Source organism: Nonomuraea roseoviolacea subsp. carminata (assembly GCF_024172185.1).
Taxonomy (GTDB): domain Bacteria; phylum Actinomycetota; class Actinomycetes; order Streptosporangiales; family Streptosporangiaceae; genus Nonomuraea; species Nonomuraea roseoviolacea.
On record NZ_JAMZEC010000001.1, the window covers coordinates 9,669,499 to 9,687,178 of the forward strand.

17 protein-coding genes are annotated in these 17,680 nt (G+C 74.6%); 12 read left to right on the plus strand and 5 right to left on the minus strand.

The features are described 5' to 3' along the window. Positions 1-22 precede the first annotated feature (22 nt). Positions 23-382: an ArsR/SmtB family transcription factor gene (locus tag HD595_RS45075; protein WP_253780831.1), complete on the minus strand. Its 360-nt coding sequence runs from the start codon at positions 380-382 to the stop codon at positions 23-25. 49 nt (positions 383-431) lie between these two features. Between HD595_RS45075 and HD595_RS45080 the strand changes: the two genes are divergently transcribed. Further along, positions 432-1,529, plus strand: a complete 1,098-nt coding sequence (locus tag HD595_RS45080) for a cation diffusion facilitator family transporter (RefSeq protein ID WP_253780834.1) — start codon at positions 432-434, stop codon at positions 1,527-1,529. Here HD595_RS45080 and HD595_RS45085 read toward each other — a convergent pair. Continuing rightward, positions 1,429-2,814, minus strand: a complete 1,386-nt coding sequence (locus HD595_RS45085; RefSeq protein ID WP_253780837.1) for an MFS transporter — start codon at positions 2,812-2,814, stop codon at positions 1,429-1,431. The two genes, HD595_RS45080 and HD595_RS45085, sit on opposite strands and share 101 nt — an antisense overlap. 76 nt (positions 2,815-2,890) lie before the next feature. Between HD595_RS45085 and HD595_RS45090 the strand changes: the two genes are divergently transcribed. The 4 genes from HD595_RS45090 to HD595_RS45105 all read left to right on the plus strand — a co-directional run bounded on the left by HD595_RS45090 (position 2,891) and on the right by HD595_RS45105 (position 6,349). Then, on the plus strand, positions 2,891-3,493 hold the full coding sequence (locus tag HD595_RS45090) for a CGNR zinc finger domain-containing protein (protein ID WP_253780840.1): 603 nt from the start codon (positions 2,891-2,893) through the stop codon (positions 3,491-3,493). Positions 3,494-3,668: 175 nt separating this feature from the next. Beyond that, entirely contained in the window at positions 3,669-4,013 is a 345-nt protein-coding gene (locus HD595_RS45095; RefSeq protein WP_253780844.1) for a hypothetical protein, read from the plus strand. A 78-nt stretch (positions 4,014-4,091) separates the two neighbouring features. Continuing rightward, positions 4,092-5,141, plus strand: a complete 1,050-nt coding sequence (locus tag HD595_RS45100) for a PLP-dependent cysteine synthase family protein (RefSeq protein WP_301309768.1) — start codon at positions 4,092-4,094, stop codon at positions 5,139-5,141. Next, the gene (locus HD595_RS45105; protein WP_253780847.1) at positions 5,141-6,349 is read left to right on the plus strand and encodes an MFS transporter; all 1,209 of its coding nucleotides are present in this window, start codon (positions 5,141-5,143) and stop codon (positions 6,347-6,349) included. The genes HD595_RS45100 and HD595_RS45105 overlap by 1 nt, the downstream gene beginning before the upstream one ends. 17 nt (positions 6,350-6,366) lie before the next feature. Here HD595_RS45105 and HD595_RS45110 read toward each other — a convergent pair whose 3' ends face one another. After that, a complete protein-coding gene (locus tag HD595_RS45110; protein WP_253780850.1) occupies positions 6,367-7,533 on the minus strand; it encodes a PucR family transcriptional regulator in 1,167 nt (388 codons plus the stop codon). A 127-nt stretch (positions 7,534-7,660) separates the two neighbouring features. Here HD595_RS45110 and HD595_RS45115 point away from each other — a divergent pair, with 127 nt between their 5' ends. Genes HD595_RS45115 through HD595_RS45125 form a run of 3 tightly spaced genes read left to right on the plus strand, consistent with a single transcriptional unit; the run spans position 7,661 to position 10,724 of the window. Next, a complete protein-coding gene (locus HD595_RS45115; protein ID WP_253780852.1) occupies positions 7,661-8,902 on the plus strand; it encodes an alkyl sulfatase dimerization domain-containing protein in 1,242 nt (413 codons plus the stop codon). Between the two features lie 6 nt (positions 8,903-8,908). Continuing rightward, a complete protein-coding gene (locus HD595_RS45120) occupies positions 8,909-9,538 on the plus strand; it encodes a DUF3159 domain-containing protein (protein ID WP_253780854.1) in 630 nt (209 codons plus the stop codon). A 10-nt stretch (positions 9,539-9,548) separates the two neighbouring features. After that, entirely contained in the window at positions 9,549-10,724 is a 1,176-nt protein-coding gene (locus tag HD595_RS45125; RefSeq protein WP_253780856.1) for an acetate/propionate family kinase, read from the plus strand. Here HD595_RS45125 and pta read toward each other — a convergent pair. Next, positions 10,714-12,795 (minus strand): phosphate acetyltransferase, encoded by a 2,082-nt coding sequence (gene pta, locus HD595_RS45130; protein ID WP_253780858.1) that lies wholly within the window; start codon positions 12,793-12,795, stop codon positions 10,714-10,716. The genes HD595_RS45125 and pta overlap by 11 nt on opposite strands. A gap of 81 nt (positions 12,796-12,876) precedes the next feature. Between pta and HD595_RS45135 the strand changes: the two genes are divergently transcribed. Beyond that, the gene (locus tag HD595_RS45135; RefSeq protein WP_253780860.1) at positions 12,877-13,227 is read left to right on the plus strand and encodes a hypothetical protein; all 351 of its coding nucleotides are present in this window, start codon (positions 12,877-12,879) and stop codon (positions 13,225-13,227) included. Next, positions 13,224-13,649, plus strand: coding sequence for a MerR family transcriptional regulator (locus HD595_RS45140; RefSeq protein ID WP_253780863.1), 426 nt, complete (start codon positions 13,224-13,226; stop codon positions 13,647-13,649). Before HD595_RS45135 ends, HD595_RS45140 begins: the two co-directional genes overlap by 4 nt. Positions 13,650-13,746: 97 nt before the next feature. On the opposite strand, the gene HD595_RS45145 is transcribed toward HD595_RS45140, so the two are convergent. Further along, entirely contained in the window at positions 13,747-14,352 is a 606-nt protein-coding gene (locus tag HD595_RS45145; protein ID WP_253780865.1) for a TetR/AcrR family transcriptional regulator, read from the minus strand. An 89-nt stretch (positions 14,353-14,441) separates the two neighbouring features. Here HD595_RS45145 and HD595_RS45150 point away from each other — a divergent pair, with 89 nt between their 5' ends. Both HD595_RS45150 and HD595_RS45155 read left to right on the plus strand, forming a co-directional pair. After that, positions 14,442-15,650, plus strand: a complete 1,209-nt coding sequence (locus HD595_RS45150) for a cytochrome P450 (RefSeq protein WP_253780867.1) — start codon at positions 14,442-14,444, stop codon at positions 15,648-15,650. Between the two features lie 284 nt (positions 15,651-15,934). After that, positions 15,935-17,602, plus strand: a complete 1,668-nt coding sequence (locus tag HD595_RS45155; protein ID WP_253780870.1) for a M28 family peptidase — start codon at positions 15,935-15,937, stop codon at positions 17,600-17,602. The last annotated feature ends 78 nt before the right edge of the window (positions 17,603-17,680 follow it).

A 17,680-nucleotide genomic window follows, 5' to 3' on the forward strand; every position in this document is an offset into this window, starting at 1 on the left:
CCGGTCAGCCCGGGGGGACGGCTCAGTCGTCGTGGCGGGGAATGCCGGACACCTCGTGATCGGCGTGGGAAAGGGCCTCCGCGATGAGCGCCCGCACGTGCGCGTCCCGGGCGCGGTAGAGGACGCGGCGGCCCTGCCTGCGGGTGCGCACCAGACCGGCCAGCCGGAGCTTGGCCAGGTGCTGGGAGACGGAGGGCCTGGCCACGCCGATCGTCTCGGCCAGGGAGCCGACGTCGTACTCGGCGGACGACAGCACCCACATCAGGCGGAGCCGGGTGGCGTCGCTCAGCATGCGGAACGCCTCGACGGCCGCGTCCACCTGGGCGGAAGTGGGTTGCTCCTGCGGCTGACTCGCACCTGAGTCGTTGTCGCGTGCGTACATGACTACATATACTCGCCGGTGAGGTTGCCGCCCGCAAGCGAGGGATGCGATGTCCGATCATCACGACCACCGCCCTTTGCCGCCCGACCAGCACGGCCACGGGCACGGACATGGCCACGGGCACGGGCATGACCACGGGCACGGGCACGGGCGTCGCGGGGGCGGGTTCGGGCGGCTGGTCCGGCAGGCCGGGCACGCGTTCACCCCGCACAGCCACGACAGCGCGGACAAGAGCGACGAGGCCCTGGAGTCGAGCTCGCGCGGCATGCGCGTGCTGGCCGTCTCCTTCGCCGCACTCATGGTCACGGCCACGGCCCAGGCGGTGATCGTGGCGTTCTCCGGCTCGGTCGCGCTGCTGGGCGACACGCTGCACAACGTCGCCGACGCCCTGACCGCCGTCCCGCTCGCGATCGCCTTCTCCCTCGGGCGGCGGGCGGCCACGCGCCGCTTCACCTACGGGTACGGCCGGGCCGAGGACCTCGCCGGGATCGCCATCGTCGTCGTGATCGCCGCCTCGGCCGGGCTGGCCGGCTACGAGGCCGTCAGGCGGCTGATCGAGCCGCAGGACGTGCGGGCGCTCTGGTGGGTGGCCGCCGCCGGCGTGGTCGGGTTCCTCGGCAACGAGGGGGTGGCCCGCTACCGGATCAGGGTCGGCCGGGAGATCGGCTCGGCGGCACTGGTCGCGGACGGGCTGCACGCCAGGACCGACGGGTTCACCTCGCTCGCCGTCCTGCTGGGGGCCGGCGGCGCGGCGCTCGGTCTTCCGCTCGCGGACCCGGTCGTCGGCCTGCTCATCACCGCCGCCATCTGCTTCGTGCTGCGCGACGCGGGCCGGGAGATCTACCACCGGCTCATGGACGCCGTGGACCCGCGGCTGGTCGACCAGGCCGAGCGGATCCTCGCCGGCACGGGCGGCGTGCTGCGGGTGGGGTCGGTACGGCTGCGCTGGGTCGGCCACGCCCTGCACGCCGAGGTGGACATCATCGTGAGCCACGAGCTGTCGCTGGTCGAGGCGCACGCCGTCGCCGTCGAGGCGGAGCACCGGCTCATTCACGACCTGCCACGCCTGCGCGCGGCCACCGTGCACGCCGACCCGGACGGGCCCCACGACGTCGACCACCACGCCCTGCTGACGAGCCACCGCTGACCGACCCTCCCGGCCCTTCCGGTCCCGAGCTTTCCGACCCTTCCGTCTCTTCCAGCTCTTCCAGCTCTTCCAGCTCTCCCGGTTCGGCGGCCGGTGGGCGCGCGGGCGGGCGCCGCGCGAGCAGCGGCCCGACGCCGAGCTGCGCGGCGGCCAGCACGAGGCAGACGCCCGCCGCGGCGGCCCACATGCCTCCCGCGCCCACGCGTTCGAGGAGCTGGGTGCCGGCGAGGGGCGCCGCCACGGCGGCGACGCCCCAGCTCGTCCCGTAGACGGCGAGATAGCGGCCCCGGGCGTCCGGCGCGGCGAGGCCGGCGACGACCGCGTACGCGCGACCGACCATGAACAGGTCGCCCAGGCTCCACAGCACGGTGGCGGCCACGAAGGCCGGCAGGCCGCGGGCGACCGCGTAGCCGGCCAGCCCCGCCGCGATGAGGACCGACCCCACCGCCAGGGCCACGGGCGGCGGCAGCCCCGCCACGGGGCGCAGGCGCAGCAGCGGCTGCCCGGCCACGGTCGTGACCGCGGAGACGGTGAAGAGGAGACCGGCGTCCGCCGCTTCGAGGCCCCGCAGCGGCAGGGCCAGGGGCAGGGCGACCATGATCCCCATGTACACGGTGGCGAACAGCGTGCCGCAGACGAACATGGCCACCAGCGCCGGATCGCGCCAGGGCGTCGTCCCGCCGGAGCCTCCGGCCTCGGCGCGCCGGTCGCCCGGCGGATCGCCCGGCAGGGCGAGGCGCACGACGGCCGCGCAGGCCAGGCACGTCAGCGCGTCGACGACGAACAGCCAGCGCAGGTCCCAGCGCCCCACGGCCGCCGCGATCAGCCCCGCGCCCATGCCGCCGGCCGCGAGGGCCGCGTTGAAGAGGCTGAACGCCCGGGTCCGGTCGTCCGGGCCGGCGGAGTCCGCGATCATCGCCTGGCTGGGCGGCTCGTACAGCTCGAAGGCCAGGCCGAGCAGCACGGCGAGCACCGCGACCGCGGCCACCGAGCCGGCGCCCGCGACGGCCAGTTGGACCACGGCGCAGCAGCACAGGCCGAGCACGATCGTGCGCCGCCGGCCCAGCCGGTCCGCGAGGAGGCCGCCGAGGAGCCGCGAGGGGATCGTCGCCAGGCCGAACGCCGAGGAGACGAGCCCGGCGGTCGCGGCGCTCGCCCCGAACTCGCTGGTGATCAGGACCGTCAGGAACGAGATCGAGAACGCTCCGAGGCGGTTCACGGCGCGCGCCACGACGAGCAGCCACACGTTACGGGGCAGCCGCCGGCCGCGGCCCGGGAAACGCATACACTGACCTCCGTGACCGACCAAAGGGTTGACGCCGGTCATGAACCTAGGACTCGAAGGAGTGACCAGTCAAGTGATGTTCGATGGTCATGTCGCCACGCTGCTGGAGGCGGCCGTGTCCCTGGTCAACACCCTCACGGACGGCTCCGCCCGCGGCCGGCCCTACACCGCGCCGCGCGCCGGCCTGCTGCCCGCCGCGGTCGACGCGGCCCTCCCCCGGTCCGGTTCCGGCCCTCGCACGGTCACCGTGGAGGAGGCGGAGTACCTCGTCCGGACCGCCGAGAGCATGCGGCAGGTGTTCGAAGCCGTCAGCGCGGAGCGGATGGGCGAGGCGGCGGCCGTCGTGAACGCGCTCCTGCTCTCCACGGGCGCCCGGCCGCAGCTCGACCAGGCCCCCGGGGAGCCGTGGCAGGTCCACTTCCACGGCCCGGACGACACCCTCGCGGTGGGCTGGAGCGCGGGCTGCGCGGCGGCGCTGGCCCTGGCGATCGGCAGCGACCTGGGCGGCCGGCTGGGCGTCTGCCAGGCCGTCGCCTGCGACCGGGTGTACGTGGACGGCTCCCGGAACGGCGTGCGCCACTTCTGCTCCTCCGCCTGCCGCAGCCGCGTCAAGGCCGCCGCCCACCGCGAGCGACGGCAGGCCCAGGCGGGACGCCGCACCGCCGCGGACCCGGCCTGACCGCGACCCGCGCCGCGGGGCGCTCCCCCGCCCGGCGTCGCGGACGGGTGGGCGGCTGACGAGCCGAGAAGATGGCCGCCACCGCGCGCCGGACCGCGAGCGCCCGCCCCGGCCTGTGTACCGTCCGTAGGTGAAGATGCGCGCTCCGTGTTGGCCGGGAGGACTGCCGCGCCGGGTGGCGTGGCTCTCCGTGCTGCTCGGAGCCCTCGTGATCGCGCACCTGTGGGCGCACGCCCTGTCCACGGACGAGCACCGGGCGATGCCCGACCCGGCCGGGTGGGCGGCCTGCCCGCACGGCGCGGATCACGATCACCACGTCGACCATCCCGACGGCGACGGGTTCGTGCTCCCCGCCCCGAAGCGCGTGCCCTGCGAACCGGTGGCGCGGCGGGCGACGCCGTCGCCGCAGCCGGCCGTGCCCGTCGCGCACACCGAGGGGAGCCCGCCCGGGCACCACCCCGGACGCGGCCATCGCGACAGGGCCGCGCGCCGTCACACGCTGGAGGTCTACCGGCCCTGAGGACGGGCCCGCGCCACGTCCGTCCTCAGTCCTTGTCGGTAGCGTCCCGCCGCCGCGCGGGAGAAGTGTGTGTGAAGCATGTCAACGATCTCGTCTCCGTCCCGGCCCTCGTCCGCTCTGGCGCGGCTGGCCGGTGACACGCCCGTGTGCTGGATCGGGGAGCCGTTCGCCCCGTTCGGGCGCGGTTTCTGGGCCAAGCTCGAAGGAGCCAACCCGGGCGGCCTGAAGGACCGGCCCGCCCTCCACATCGTCGGACGCGCCCGGGAGAGAGGAGAGCTCGCCCCGGGCGCGATGATCGTCGAGTCCACCTCCGGCACGTTCGGCCTGGGACTCGCGCTGGCCGGCATCGTCCACGGCCATCCGGTGACCGTGGTCACCGATCCGGGGATGGAGGCGATCGTCCACCGGCTGCTGTGCTCCTACGGGGCGCGGGTGGAGACCGTGCGGCGTCCGCACCCGGCCGGCGGCTGGCAGCGCGCCCGGCTGGACCGGGTCGCCGAGCTGCTCGCCGCCCATCCGGGCGCCTACTGCCCGCGCCAGTACGACAATCCCGACAACGTGGCCGCCTACGCCGGTCTGGCCCACGAGCTGCTCGCCCAGCTCGGCCGGATCGACGTGCTGGTGTGCAGCGTCGGCACCGGCGGCCACTCCGCCGGGGTGGCGCGGACGCTGCGCCAGCACAATCCCGGGCTCCGCCTCGTGGGGGTGGACGCCACCGGCTCGACGATCTTCGGCCAGCCCGCCCGGCCGCGGCTCATGCGCGGGCTGGGCAGCAGCATCCAGCCGCGCAACGTGGACCACGACGCGTTCGACGAGGTGCACTGGGTGGCGCCGCACGAGGCGGTGTGGGCCTGCCGCACGCTCGCCGCCACCCACTACACCACCGGCGGCTGGAGCGTCGGCGCCGTCACCGTGGTCGCCGCGTGGCTGGCCCGGACGGAGGCGGCCGGCCGCCGGATCGCCGCCGTCTTCCCCGACGGCCCCGCCCGCTACTACACGACCGTCTACGACGACGGCTACTGCGCCGAGCACGACCTGCTGGGCCGGCCTCCCGCCCGCGAGCCGGACCGGATCGGGCACCCCGCCGAGGCCGAGGTCACCCGCTGGACCCGGATGGTGATGCGCTGATGTGGCGCCGCTTCGCCTCCTTCGGCCCCGGCGTGCGGCTGCTGATGGTCAACCAGCTCGCCATCAACATCGGCTTCTACATGCTCATGCCGTACCTGGCCGGGCACCTGGCGGACGGCCTGGGCCTGGCGGCGTGGACGGTCGGGCTCGTGCTGGGGGTGCGCAACCTCAGCCAGCAGGGCCTGTTCCTGCTGGGCGGCACGCTGGCCGACCGGCTCGGCCACCGGCCCGTCATCATCGCCGGCTGCCTGCTGCGCACGGTCGCCTTCGCGCTGCTGGGCGTCGCGGACGCGCTGCCCGCCCTGGTGGCCGCCTCGGCGATGACCGGTTTCGCGGGCGCCCTGTTCAACCCGGCGGTCCGCGCCTGCCTCGCGCACGGCTCGGGCGGCCGGAGGGTGGAGGCGTTCGCGCTGTTCAACGTCTTCTACCAGACCGGCATCCTGGCCGGCCCGGTGATCGGGCTCGCGCTGCTGAGCGTGGACTTCCGGCTGGTGTGCGCCGTGGCCGCGGCCGTCTTCGGGCTGCTGACGCTGCTCCAGCTCCTCGCCCTGCCGCCGTGCCGCGCGGAGCCCGCGAGCGGGGCGGGTGTGCTGACCGACTGGCGCGCCGTCGTCGCCAACCGGCCGTTCCTGCTGTTCTCCGCGGCCATGGCGGGCTCCTACGTGCTGTCGTTCCAGGTGTACCTGGCGCTGCCGCTGCTGCTCGGTGACGCCGGCGCGGTCGGTTCGCTGTTCGTGGTGTCGGCGCTGGTGGCGATCGCCGGCCAGCTCAGGATCACCGACTGGGCGCGCCGCCGCTGGAGCGGGCCGCGGGCCGTCGTCCGCGGCCTCGCGCTCATGGCAGTGGCGTTCCTGCCGCTGGTGCCTGCGGGCGCGACGCCGTCCACGGCGGCGCGGGTGGCGGCGGTGCTGGCGTGCACGGCGCTGCTGGCCGCGGGGACCGCCCTGACGTACCCGTTCGAGATGGACACCGTCGTGGCGTTGTCCGGGGAGCGGCTGGTGGCCACCCATTACGGGCTGTACAACACGGTCGCCGGGGTCGGCGTGACGCTGGGCAACCTGGTGGTCGGCGCGCTGCTGGGCGCCGGCTCGCCGGCTCCGGCGGGGGCGGCGCTGTTCCTGCTGGGCGCGGCGTGCGCGGTCGCGGTCGGGGCGCTGAACCGTACCGGACGGCTGACCGCGCCCGAGCCGGCAACCAGTAGGCGCTGATCCGCGCACCAAGCGGGTCAGCCGCCGAGGCGGCGGGCGGTGAGCGCGGCCCCCACCAGGAGGATGCCCCGGGAGGCGCGCAGGTCGGCACCGATCAGGGCGCTCACCCTGGCCAGCCGGTTGTCGACGGTGTTGGGGTGCACGTTCAGCGCCCGCGCGGTGGCGCGGCGGTCGAAGTCGGCGGCGAAGTAGGCGTCCAGCGTCTCCAGCAACGAGGAGTCGAGCACGTCCAGCAGCCCCGCCAGCCGCGCGCCGCTCGCGCCCGGCGCGCTCAGGTGGTAGTCGAGCAGGACGTCCCCCAGCTCGTAGAGACCCTCCGGGCGGCCGGCCGCCCGGGCCACCTCGGCGATCCTGGTGGCCTGCCCGGCCGCGGCCGGGACGTCCGCGCGCCGCTCGGCGACGCTCAGCCCGATGTGGACCCGGACCTCCGCCTCGGCCAGACGGCGGGGCAGCCGGTCGTCGGGAGAGGGCAGCCGCAGCGGCAGCAGGGCGTGGCCGCCCTCCGGGCCGAACCGGGTCATGACGGGCTCTCCGGCGCGGCGGTCGAGCGCCGCCTGGACCGTGCGCAGGCGGCGCCGCACCTCCACGGGAGAGGCGCCGTCCGGGCTGATCGCCAGGTGCAGCACGCGGTATCCGGGTTCGAGGCTCACCCCGTGCCGGGCCGCGACGTCGTCGGCCGCCTGACCCGTCAGCAGTGCCCCGGCCACCGCGCGCAGCGCCTCGCCGCGCCCGGCCAGCGCGGCCTGCCCGAGATAGGCCTCGCTGACCGCGCCGGTGACCCACTCCAGCGTCTGGAACATCAGCTCGCCGAGCAGGCGCAGTCCGTACTCCTCGCCGGGCAGCGCCGCCGCGCACAGCGCCCGCCACATCGACCGGTAGGCCAGCAGGTAGGCGCTGAGCAGGGTGGCGAGCGGCACGCCGTCGGTCATCCGCTGCGCCGCCCGCTCGCGGAACACCCGCAGGTCGCGGTCGGCGGCGTCCCCGCCCTGGGCGAAGCGCAGGAACAGGCGGAAGCCGTGCCGCACGCTCGCCGCCATCTCCACGTCGCGCAGCCGCGCGGGCAGGACCGCGAGGCCGGGGATGGCGCTCGCCTGCTCCGCCACGATCTGCCGGGTCAGCCGGTTGACCTGGGGCTCGCAGCGGGCCGCGATCCTGGCGGCGCTGAGCGCGGGATCGTCGTCCATGGCGAGATTGTGACATCTCACAACCTGTGCGGGACGCCGGTGGGATCGGGAGTGATTGTGCGCGCCCGATCCGGCCCGCCACAGTGGCCACACCCCCCGGATCTCGCCGACGACGAAGGAGCCGCCGATGGACATCGTGAAGTACGCCGACCAGGTCTGGTCCGGGGAGGTCGCCGACAGTGTGGTGCGGGCCGGGCTGTCCGGGACCGGCGTCGTCGAGGTGGCGGACGACGTCGGCTTCCGCGCCGGGTTCGGCAACACGGTCGTCGTCAGGGACGGGGGCGAGGCGGCCCTGTTCGACACGGGCAATCCCTACGACGCCGAACGGCTGCGCCAGGACGTGCGGGCGTGGACGGCCGACCCGGTGACGACCGTGGTCCACTCCCACGGGCACATCGACCATGTCTCCGGCGTGGGCCCGTTCGACGCCGAGGCCGACGCGGCCGGCCGCCCCCGGCCGGTGGTGGCCGCCCACGAGGCCGTGGCCGCGCGCTTCGACCGCTACCTGCTCACGCGCGGCTACAACGCGGTCGTCAACCGCAGGCAGTTCCAGCTGGAGGAGCTGAGCTGGCCGTCGGAGTACCGGTACCCGGACGTGGACTACCGCTCCACGCTGACCGCCGGCCCGTTCGCGCTCTTCCACGGCAAGGGCGAGACCGAGGACGCCAGCGTCGGGTTCCTGCCCGAGCGGCGGGTGCTGCTGCCCGGCGACCTGTTCATCTGGCTCGCCCCCAACTGCGGCAATCCGCAGAAGGCGCAGCGCTACCCGCGCGAGTGGGCGGTCGCGCTGCGCCGGATGGCGGCACTGGACGCCGAGATCATGCTGCCCGGCCACGGCGCGCCGATCTTCGGCGCCGACCGGATCGAGCAGGCGCTGACCGAGACGGCCGAATGGCTGGAGAGCCTGGTCGAGCAGACGCTGGCCCTGCTCAACGAGGGGGCCAGGCTCGACACCGCCATCCAGCGGGTCAGGCCGCCGGCCCGGCTGGCCGACCGGCCGTACCTGCGGCCGCACTACGACGAGCCGGAGTTCGTCGTGCGCACCATCTGGCGGCTGTACGGCGGCTGGCACGACGGCAACCCGGCGCATCTCAAGCCCGCCCCGGACGCCGTGCTGGCCGGCGCGGTGGCCGAGCTGGCCGGCGGCGCGGGGAAGGTGGGCGAGGCGGCGCTGCGCGCCCTGGAGGCGGGAGACCAGCGGCTCGCCGGGCACCTGGCCGAGATGGCCGTCCAGGCCGCCCCCGACGACGCCGCTCTGCACCGGATCCGGGCCGAGGTGTTCGCGGCGCGGGCGCGGTCCGAGGACTCCCTGATGGCCAGGGGCGTGTTCGCCTGGGCCGCCGCCGAGTCGCGCGAGCGCTCGGAGTGATGCGGGGTGCTGCGCGAGGCGGGGCTCCACGTGGCGGAGACGGCGGCGCCGGCGCTGGGCTTCACCGTGCCGTACGCGGTGACCGGCGACCTGGCGCTCTCGCTGGGCGTCGCCCTGTGCGTGGCGGCGCTGGTCGCCCTCCACCGGCTCCGGCAGTCCCGCGGCGTCTGGCCGGCGGTCGGCGGCTTCGGCCTGGCCGCCCTCGCGGGCGCCCTGGCCACGCTGTCGGGTGAGGCGGCCGACTACTTCCTGCCGCTGATCGCCGTCCGCGCCGTGGTCGCCGTGGCGACACCCGTCCTGCTGCTGCTCAGGCTCCCCCCGGCCGGGCTGGTGACCGGGCTGGTCACCCGCCGGGGCCTGGCCTGGCGGCGCTGCCCGGTGCGCCTGCGGGCCTTCACGATCGTCAACTCCCTGTGGCTGGCCATGGAGGCGGCGCTGCTCGCCAACCAGCTACGGCTCTACCACGAGGGGCAGGCGGTGGCCATGGGCGTCTTCAAGCTCCTGGTCGAGGTGCCCGCCCACGTGCTGGCGGCGGTCCTCCTCTGGCTGCTCTACCGGCGCCTCACCGGCCGTCCCTGCCGGGACGCCCGCTGCCCGTTCGAGGGAGAGGCGCGGCGCGGACCCGGCGGGAACTAGGGTCATGGTCATGACCGGCTGCATTCTCGTCCTCAACACGGGATCCTCCTCGATCAAGTACGAGCTCGTCGACGTCACCACCCGCGAACGCCCCGCCGCCGGTCTGGTCGAGCGCATCGGCGAGGACGGCGGGCGGCTCACCCACCGCACCGGCGACGGGCCGCCGTACGTGCGGGAACGGCCCTTCCCCGGGCACGGCGAGGGCCTGGAGGCGATGATGACGGCCTTCGAGGAGGCCGGTCCCCCGCTGTCGCCCGTCGCGGTCGGGCACCGGGTCGTGCACGGCGGCACCCGTTTCACCGAGGCCGTCCTCATCGACGACGACGTCGTCACCGCGATCGAGGAGCTCGCCCCGCTCGCCCCCCTGCACAACCCGGTCAACCTCGCCGGCATCCGGCTCGCGCGCAAGGCGTTCCCCGGCGTGCCGCAGGTCGCCGTGTTCGACACCGCCTTCCACCGCACGCTGCCGCCCGAGGCCCACACCTACGCGGTGCCGCGCGACTGGCGCGAGCGGCTCGGCGTGCGGCGCTTCGGCTTCCACGGCACCTCCTGCGCCTACGTCTCGCGCCGCGCCGCCGCCCTCCTCGGCCGCGACCTCGCGGGCCTCAACCTGATCGTGCTGCACCTCGGCAACGGCGCGAGCGCCACCGCGATCTCCGGCGGCCGCAGCATCGACACCTCCATGGGCATGACCCCGCTGGAGGGGCTGGTGATGGGCACCCGTTCGGGCGACGTCGACCCGGCGCTCGCCGGCTACCTGGCCCGGGTGGACGGGCTGGACGCCCAGGAGGTGGAGCACGCGCTGACGAACCGCGGCGGCCTGCTCGCCCTCGCCGGCACCCGCGACATGCGGGAGTTGCGCTCGCGCGACGACGCCGAGGCCGCGCTGGCCCTGGACGTCTACACCCGGCGCATCCGCAAGTACGTCGGCGCCTATTACGCGCTGCTCGGCCGGGTCGACGCGATCGTGCTCACCGGCGGGATCGGCGAGCACGACGCCGCCACCCGCGCCGCCTGCCTGGCGGGGCTGGAGCGGCTCGGCGTCGTCGTGGACCCGGCGCTCAACGAGGCGGGCGGGGACGGCGAGCGGGCCGTCTCACCGCCCGGCGCCGAGGTGGCGGTGCTGGTCGTCCCGACGGACGAGGAATGGGAGATCGCCCGGCAGGCGCACGCGCTCATCTCATGACAGGACGCCGGAGCGCTCCGTCCGCGCGGCCGGGATCGGGCTCGTCGTCGCGCACCTGGGCGGCGGTGATGGCGACGGTCGTGACGATGTCGGCGACGGTGGCGCCGCGGGACAGGTCGTTGACGGGTTTGCGCAGCCCCTGGAGCACCGGTCCCACCGCGACGGCGCCGGCGCTGCGCTGGACGGCCTTGTAGAGGTTGTTGCCGGTGTTGAGGTCGGGCACCACGAAGACGGTGGCGCGTCCGGCCACCTGGCTGCCGGGCATCTTGGTCCGCGCGACGCCGGGGTCGACCGCGGCGTCGTACTGGATGGGCCCCTCCACCGGCAGGTCGGGGCGCAGCTCGCGGATCAGGCCGGTGGCGGCGCGGACCTTGTCGACGTCGGCGCCGGCGCCGGAGGTCCCCGTGGAGTACGACAGCATGGCGATCCTGGGATCGACGCCGAACAGGGCGGCGGTGCCGGCCGAGGAGATCGCGATGTCGGCGAGCTGCTCGGCGCTCGGGTCGGGATTGACGGCGCAGTCGCCGTAGACCAGCACCCGGTCGGCCAGGCACATGAAGAACACGCTGGAGACCAGCCCCAGGCGCAGGATCTCGAACGCCGGCCTGATGGTGTGCGCGGTGGTGTGCGCCGCGCCCGAGACCATGCCGTCGGCCATGCCGGTGTGGACCATCAGCGTGCCGAAGTAGGACACGTCGGTGACGGTGTCGCGGGCCAACTCGACGGTCATCCCCCGGTGGGCGCGGACCGCGGCGTACTCGCGGGCGAAACGCTCGCGCAGCTCCCCGTCGAACGGGCTGAGCACCCGGGCCTCGTCCAGGTCGAGGCCGAGCTGGGCGGCCTGCGCCCTGATCCGCGCCTCGTCGCCGAGCAGCGTGAGCCGGGCCACGCCGCGGCGCAGCAGGACGTCGGCGGCGCGCAGGACGCGCGGCTCCTCGCCTTCGGGCAGCACGATGTGCCGGCGTCGGGCACGCGCCCGGTCCAGCAGCTCGTACTCGAACATCAGCGGCGTGACGACGTCGGTCTTGGCGATGGCCAGCCGGTCGAGCAGCAGCCGGCCGTCCACGTGCTCGGCGAACAGCCGCAGCGCCGTGTCGGTCTTCCCGCCGGCCTGGGGGGTGAACTGGCCCTCCACCGCCGACAGTCGGGTCGCGGTGTCGAACGTGTCGTGCTCGGTCACGATGACCGGCAGGGGGACGGCCATGCTGTGCAGCAGCCGGTCCACCGGGACGGGCAGGTCCGCGCCACCCGTCATGATCACCGCCGACAGCGTCGGGAAGCCCGGCGCCACGTGCGCCGCGATCAGCCCCGGCAGGAGCGCGGCGGCCCGGTCGGACGGGATGATCACCGCGGCTCCCTCGGTGTAGCGGTCGAGGATGTTGGGCAGCGACATCGCGCCGACCATCAGCGCGCTGGCCTCCCGTCCGAGCCCCTCGCGCTCGCCGAGGAACAGCCGGCCGTCGCAGGCGTCCAGCAGGTCGGCGACCGTGGGCGCGCGCAGGGAGGGGTCCTCGGGCAGCACGAACACCGGCGTGGGGTGGTCGAGCGCGACGGGCTCGCCGGCCGCCCGGGTGACGACGACGGCGAGCTCCTGGGCGTGGTGCTGCGCCAGTTGCCGGGACGAGAGCTCGACCGCGGCGTCGATCTCCGCGACCGTGCGGCCTCGTCCGCTCACCACGTTGAGCACGGGGGTGCCGAGGTCGGCGGCGAGCCGGGCGTTGAACTCGAACTCGGTCGGCGCGCCGACGTCGGTGTAGTCGGTGCCGACCACGACCACCGCGTCGCACCGGCCCGCGAGCGCGCGGTAGCGGGCCACGATGTCGCCGGCCGCGCGGTCGGCGTCGGCGTGCACGTCGTCGTAGGTGACGCCCGTGTACGTCTCGTACGGCGCGCCGAGCTGGAACCTGCTCCGGATGGTGTTGACCAGGTTGTCCTCGCGCCCCGCCCGGACCACGGGCCGGAAGACGCCCACGGTCTCCACCTGCCGGGACAACAGGTCCACCATGCCCAGGGCGATCGTGCCCTTGTTGCTCGCCGCCTCGGCCGCCGCGACGTACACCGCTCGTGTCATGGTCACCATTGTCCGCGGTGGACGCGCGGGGCCGCAGGGGGGCTTGCATCCGGTACCCGGGTACAGGCTTACCGTCGTCGCATGACACCGGACATTTCCCTCGATCCGGGATGGGTGCCCTCCGCGTGCACGCTGCCCACGGCGGAGCGGCCGCTTCGGGTGGCGGAGTTCGACGCGCTGTTCGCCGAGGCGGTCCGGGAGGTGCGGCGTCCGGCGCCTGAGCGGCTGCGGCTGGAGCTGGTCTTCAGCCCGGACAACGCCGCGCGCGCCGCCGGGCTCACGGCGCGTGAGAGCGGCTGCTGCTCGTTCTTCGTCTTCACCCTCACCGTCTCCGGCGGCGGCCTGGCGCTGGAGGTGGCGGTGCCGCCGGGCCGGACCGGGGTGCTGGACGCGCTGCGGGCCCGCGTCGCCGCGGTGCCGGGTACGGCGTGAGCGGGGACGCCGGCGGGCCGTACCTGCGCAGCGGGCAGGTGGCCGAGCGGGCCGGGGTCAATGTGCAGACCCTGCGGTACTACGAGCGCCGCGGGCTGATCACCGAGCCCGCGCGCAGCCCGGGCGGGCACCGCGCCTACCCGCCCGAGACCGTCACGCTGCTGACGGTGATCAAGGCCGCGCAGCGGCTCGGCTTCACGCTGGAGGAGGTGGCCGAGCTGATCGGCGACGGACGGGGAGGCCGTCCCGCTCCGGATCTGCGCGCCCGCGCCCAGGCCAAGATCGCTGAGGTGGACGCGCGCATCGCCGAGCTGAGCGCCGTCAGGCAGGCGCTGACCCAGGTGGTCTCCGCCGGCTGCGGCAGCCTGACCCGTTGCGCCTGCCCCGACTGCCCACTGCCGTCCACCGACCTGGCGGAGTGACCGGGAGATGGCCGCCGACCTGATGCGGTGACCGGGTGCCGGCCGAGCCGCGCCGGCGGCCTCGCGCGTAATCAGCAGCAGGCGGCCTCGCGTGTGATCAGCAGCGGGCGGGTGGCGCCGCCGGAGGCAGGGGGGTGGCGCCGTCCGGGCGGAGGGCGTCCAGCAGGAGCACCAGGGAGCGGCGCCAGCCCTCGTCGGGCCCCTCGGCCGGCCGCAGCGTGCTGAGCAGCATGCCGAGGATCCGCATCAGGTCGTCCGGCTCCAGGTCGGCGCGCGCCTGACCGGCGGCCTGGGCGTTGCGCAGGAGCCGGGTGAGCGGCTCGATGAACCGGGGCGCCAGGTCGGCGGTGAGCGCCCCCGCGTCCTTGGCCGTGGCGAGGATGCCCGGCTGCCCCGCCGCCAGGGCCAGCACCGTCTCCAGCATGAGCGACATGCCGCGCAGCGGTTCGGGCTCGGCGAGCGCCCGGGTGATCCCCGGCTCGATCTCCTCGCGCATCAGCTCCTCGACGACCTCGCGGACGAGCTTCTCCTTGCTCGGGAAGTGGCGGTAGAGCGTCGCCAGCCCCACCCCGGCCCGCTGGGCGATCTCCTCCAGCGTGACGCCGCCGCCGGCCTCGGCGAACGCCGCCCGGGCCGTACGGGTGATCCGCTCCGCGTTGCGGGCCGCGTCGGCGCGCCGGCGGCGAGGCGCGTCGGTGCTCATGTACCCAGCGTAACAGGTGAGAGTCTGGTCTCAGTTCGTGTTACGGTGGAAATGAGAGGCTGATATCAGTTACGAGAAGGAGCCGGTTGATGACCGAGATCCCGACGTTTCCGTTGCCGCCGCTGTTCGGCGACCCGACGCCGTACGACGCCGAGGACTATCGGCGGCTGCGCGCCGAGGGGCCGGTCGTCCGCCTGCCCCTCGCCACGGGCGGCCCCGACGTGTGGCTCGTCACCCAGTACGCCGAGGTGCGGCAGATGCTCAGCGACCCGGCGCACTTCAGCAACGCCGCCCGCGGGCCGGACGGCCGGCTGGCCGACCGTTCGGACGAGTCGCTGAAGGGCTTCGTCATCGGCAACCCGCTGATGTACGACCCTCCGGAGCACACCCGGCTGCGCCGCCTGCTGACCGGCCAGTTCACCGTGGCCAGGATGCGGCACCTGCGGCCGCGCATCGAGCAGATCGTGACCGAGCACCTGGACGCCATGGAGGCCGCCGGTCCGCCCGCCGACCTGGTGCAGGCGTTCTCGTTGCCGGTCCCCTCGCTGGTGATCTGCGAGCTGCTCGGCGTGCCGTACGCCGACCGGGAGGACTTCCAGCGGCGCAGCAACCGGCTCCTGGACATGACGCTGGACCGGGAGGCGCACGCCGCCAACACCGCCGAGATGAACGCGTACATGTACGGGCTGATCGCCCGCGAGCGCGCCGAGCCGGGCCAGGAGCTGCTCGGCCTGCTGGTGCGCGAGCACGGCGACGACCTCAGCGACGACGAGCTGCTCGGCATCGGCAACACGCTGCTGGTGGCCGGGCACGAGACGACCGCCAACATGCTCAGCCTGGGCACGCTGCTGCTCCTGCACCGGCCGGACCAGGCGGCCGTCATCCGCGACGAGCCCGACGCCGTCACCCCGGCGGTGGAGGAGCTGCTGCGCTACCTGACCGTGGCGCACCGCGCCGGGCCGCCCCGGCACGCCACCGAGGACGTCACGCTCGGCGGCCGGCGGATCAAGGCCGGCGACCTGGTGATCCCCTCGCTGCTGGCGGCCAACCGGGACGAGGCGTTCGTCAAGGAGCCCGACGAGCTGGACGTCACCCGCGACGCCGCCGGGCACATGGCCTTCGGCCACGGCGTCCACCACTGCCTGGGCGCGCCGCTGGCCCGGCTGGAGATGCAGGTGGCCTTCCCCGCGCTGCTGCGGCGCTTCCCGGGGCTGAAGCTCGCGGCGCCGTTCGAGAGCCTGCGCTTCCGGCTGCAGTCGACCGTCTACGGGGTGGAGTCGCTGCCCGTGACCTGGTGACGAGCCGCGAGGCCCAGGTGAGGGCGCCCGGCACGCGGGTCCGGCGGGCCGGGCGCCGGACGGTGAGCTGATCGGCGAACCGGATTTATCAGCATGCCTACCGATACTCATACGGATTCCCAGCGTGGTGACGAACGCCTACCGTCTGGCTCGCAGTGATCCTTCGCACGTGCGACACACCCCCCGTTCCCCGGCCGGTCCGTGCTCACAGGTGACCCCTGCGTCGCGGGCCCGCGCCCGCCCACCCGGGCGGCCGGCCGGGGACAGCCGAAAGGAGCACAAGCGTGGAACGCAAGGGCCTGGCCGCCGCGATCGCGGGACTCACCGCGGCCGCGGCCATGGTGCTGTCCGCCTTACCCGCTCTCCCCGCCTACGCGGCCCCGCCCGGGGCCACCCCCGCCCAGCAGGACTCCGGCGGGCAGGCGCGCCTCGCCGCCGCCAACGAGGATCCGCCGGACGTCGCCCTGAGCGGCGTCAAGGCCCACCTGTCGCAGTTGCAGACGATCGCGACGGCCAACGGCGGCACCCGCAGGTCCAGCGGCGCCGGCTACACCGCGTCCGTCTCGTACGTGGAGCAGAAGCTGCGCGACGCCGGCTACACCGTGGTCCGCCAGAGCTGCACCTCCGGCTGCAGCGGCGGCGCGGGCCCGAACCTGATCGCGGACTGGCCAGGCGGTGACGAGAACCAGGTGCTCATGGCCGGCGCCCACCTCGACAGCGTGTCGGCCGGCCCCGGCATCAACGACAACGGCTCCGGCTCCGCCGCGGTGCTGGAGGTGGCGCTGACCCTGGCCGCCCACCGGCCCACCATGGCCAAGCACGTCCGGTTCGGCTGGTGGACCGACGAGGAGCAGGGGCTGAACGGCTCCGAGTTCTACGTCAACTCCCTCGGCTCCACGGGGCGGTCGAAGATCCAGGGGTACTACAACTTCGACATGGTCGGCTCGCCCAACGGCGGCTACTTCATCAACAACATCACCACCACGGCCGCCCAGCCGCTCAAGGAGTTCTACGACAAGCTGGGCCTCCAGCCCGAGGAGAACACCGAGGGCGCCAACCGCTCCGACGACGCCTCCTTCCGCAACGGCGGCATCGCCACCTCGGGCGTGGCCGCGGGAGCGAGCGCCACCAAGACCTCGGCGCAGGCGGCCAAGTGGGGCGGCACCGCCGGGCGCGCGTACGACTCCTGCTACCACTCCTCCTGCGACACCAGCTCCAACATCAACGACACCGTCCTGGACCGGGCCTCCGACGCGGCCATGTACGCCCTGTGGAAGCGGGCCGTCGGCGGCGGCACACCGACCCGTGACTTCTCGATGTCGGCCAACCCGGCCTCGGGCACGGTGCAGGCGGGCTCGTCGGCCACCACCACCATCGCCACCCAGACCACCGCCGGCAACGCCCAGGCGGTCAACCTGTCGGCCAGCGGCCTGCCCACCGGCGCCACGGCCACCTTCAACCCGGCCTCGGTCACCTCCGGCGGCTCGTCCACCCTGACGATCGCCACCGCCCCGACCACCCCCGCCGGCTCCTACAACGTCACGGTGACGGGCACCGGCGAGACCGCCACCCACACCGCCACCTACGCGCTGACCGTCCAGGGCACCTCGGGCGGCCGGACCTTCACCAACGACACCAACTACACGATCTCCGACTACTCCACCGTGCAGAGCCCGATCACCTCCACCGCGACGGGCACCGCCGCCTCCCCGGTCAAGCTGTCGGTCACCATCAGCCACACCTGCGCCGAGGACCTCGACATCTGGCTGCGCGGCCCGAACGGCCAGTGGTACGCGGTCGACCGGTACGGCGGCACCAGCTGCACCTCCTACGGCACCCGGACGTACTCGGTGCCGGTCAGCCAGCAGGCCGCGGGCACCTGGACCCTTGAGGTCAGCGACGTCTACCTCGGCGACACCGGGTTCCTGGACTCCTGGAGCATCACCGTCTGACCCCCGCCGAACTCCCGTCGAGCGAAAGCCCCGGCCGACTCTCCCCCCGGCCGGGGCTTTCCCCTTCCGCCGGCCTCG

What these genes read in the sequence shown, in the direction of transcription:
- HD595_RS45100 (WP_301309768.1), top strand. Translation starts at nt 4,092, where the DNA reads ATGTCAACGATCTCGTCTCCGTCCCGGCCCTCGTCCGCTCTGGCGCGG.
- HD595_RS45105 (WP_253780847.1), top strand. Translation starts at nt 5,141, where the DNA reads ATGTGGCGCCGCTTCGCCTCCTTCGGCCCCGGCGTGCGGCTGCTGATG.
- HD595_RS45080 (WP_253780834.1), top strand. Translation starts at nt 432, where the DNA reads ATGTCCGATCATCACGACCACCGCCCTTTGCCGCCCGACCAGCACGGC.
- HD595_RS45145 (WP_253780865.1), bottom strand. Translation starts at nt 14,352, where the DNA reads ATGAGCACCGACGCGCCTCGCCGCCGGCGCGCCGACGCGGCCCGCAAC.
- pta (WP_253780858.1), bottom strand. Translation starts at nt 12,795, where the DNA reads ATGACACGAGCGGTGTACGTCGCGGCGGCCGAGGCGGCGAGCAACAAG.
- HD595_RS45085 (WP_253780837.1), bottom strand. Translation starts at nt 2,814, where the DNA reads ATGCGTTTCCCGGGCCGCGGCCGGCGGCTGCCCCGTAACGTGTGGCTG.
- HD595_RS45135 (WP_253780860.1), top strand. Translation starts at nt 12,877, where the DNA reads ATGACACCGGACATTTCCCTCGATCCGGGATGGGTGCCCTCCGCGTGC.
- HD595_RS45125 (WP_253780856.1), top strand. Translation starts at nt 9,549, where the DNA reads ATGACCGGCTGCATTCTCGTCCTCAACACGGGATCCTCCTCGATCAAG.
- HD595_RS45115 (WP_253780852.1), top strand. Translation starts at nt 7,661, where the DNA reads ATGGACATCGTGAAGTACGCCGACCAGGTCTGGTCCGGGGAGGTCGCC.
- HD595_RS45075 (WP_253780831.1), bottom strand. Translation starts at nt 382, where the DNA reads ATGTACGCACGCGACAACGACTCAGGTGCGAGTCAGCCGCAGGAGCAA.
- HD595_RS45150 (WP_253780867.1), top strand. Translation starts at nt 14,442, where the DNA reads ATGACCGAGATCCCGACGTTTCCGTTGCCGCCGCTGTTCGGCGACCCG.
- HD595_RS45090 (WP_253780840.1), top strand. Translation starts at nt 2,891, where the DNA reads ATGTTCGATGGTCATGTCGCCACGCTGCTGGAGGCGGCCGTGTCCCTG.
- HD595_RS45110 (WP_253780850.1), bottom strand. Translation starts at nt 7,533, where the DNA reads ATGGACGACGATCCCGCGCTCAGCGCCGCCAGGATCGCGGCCCGCTGC.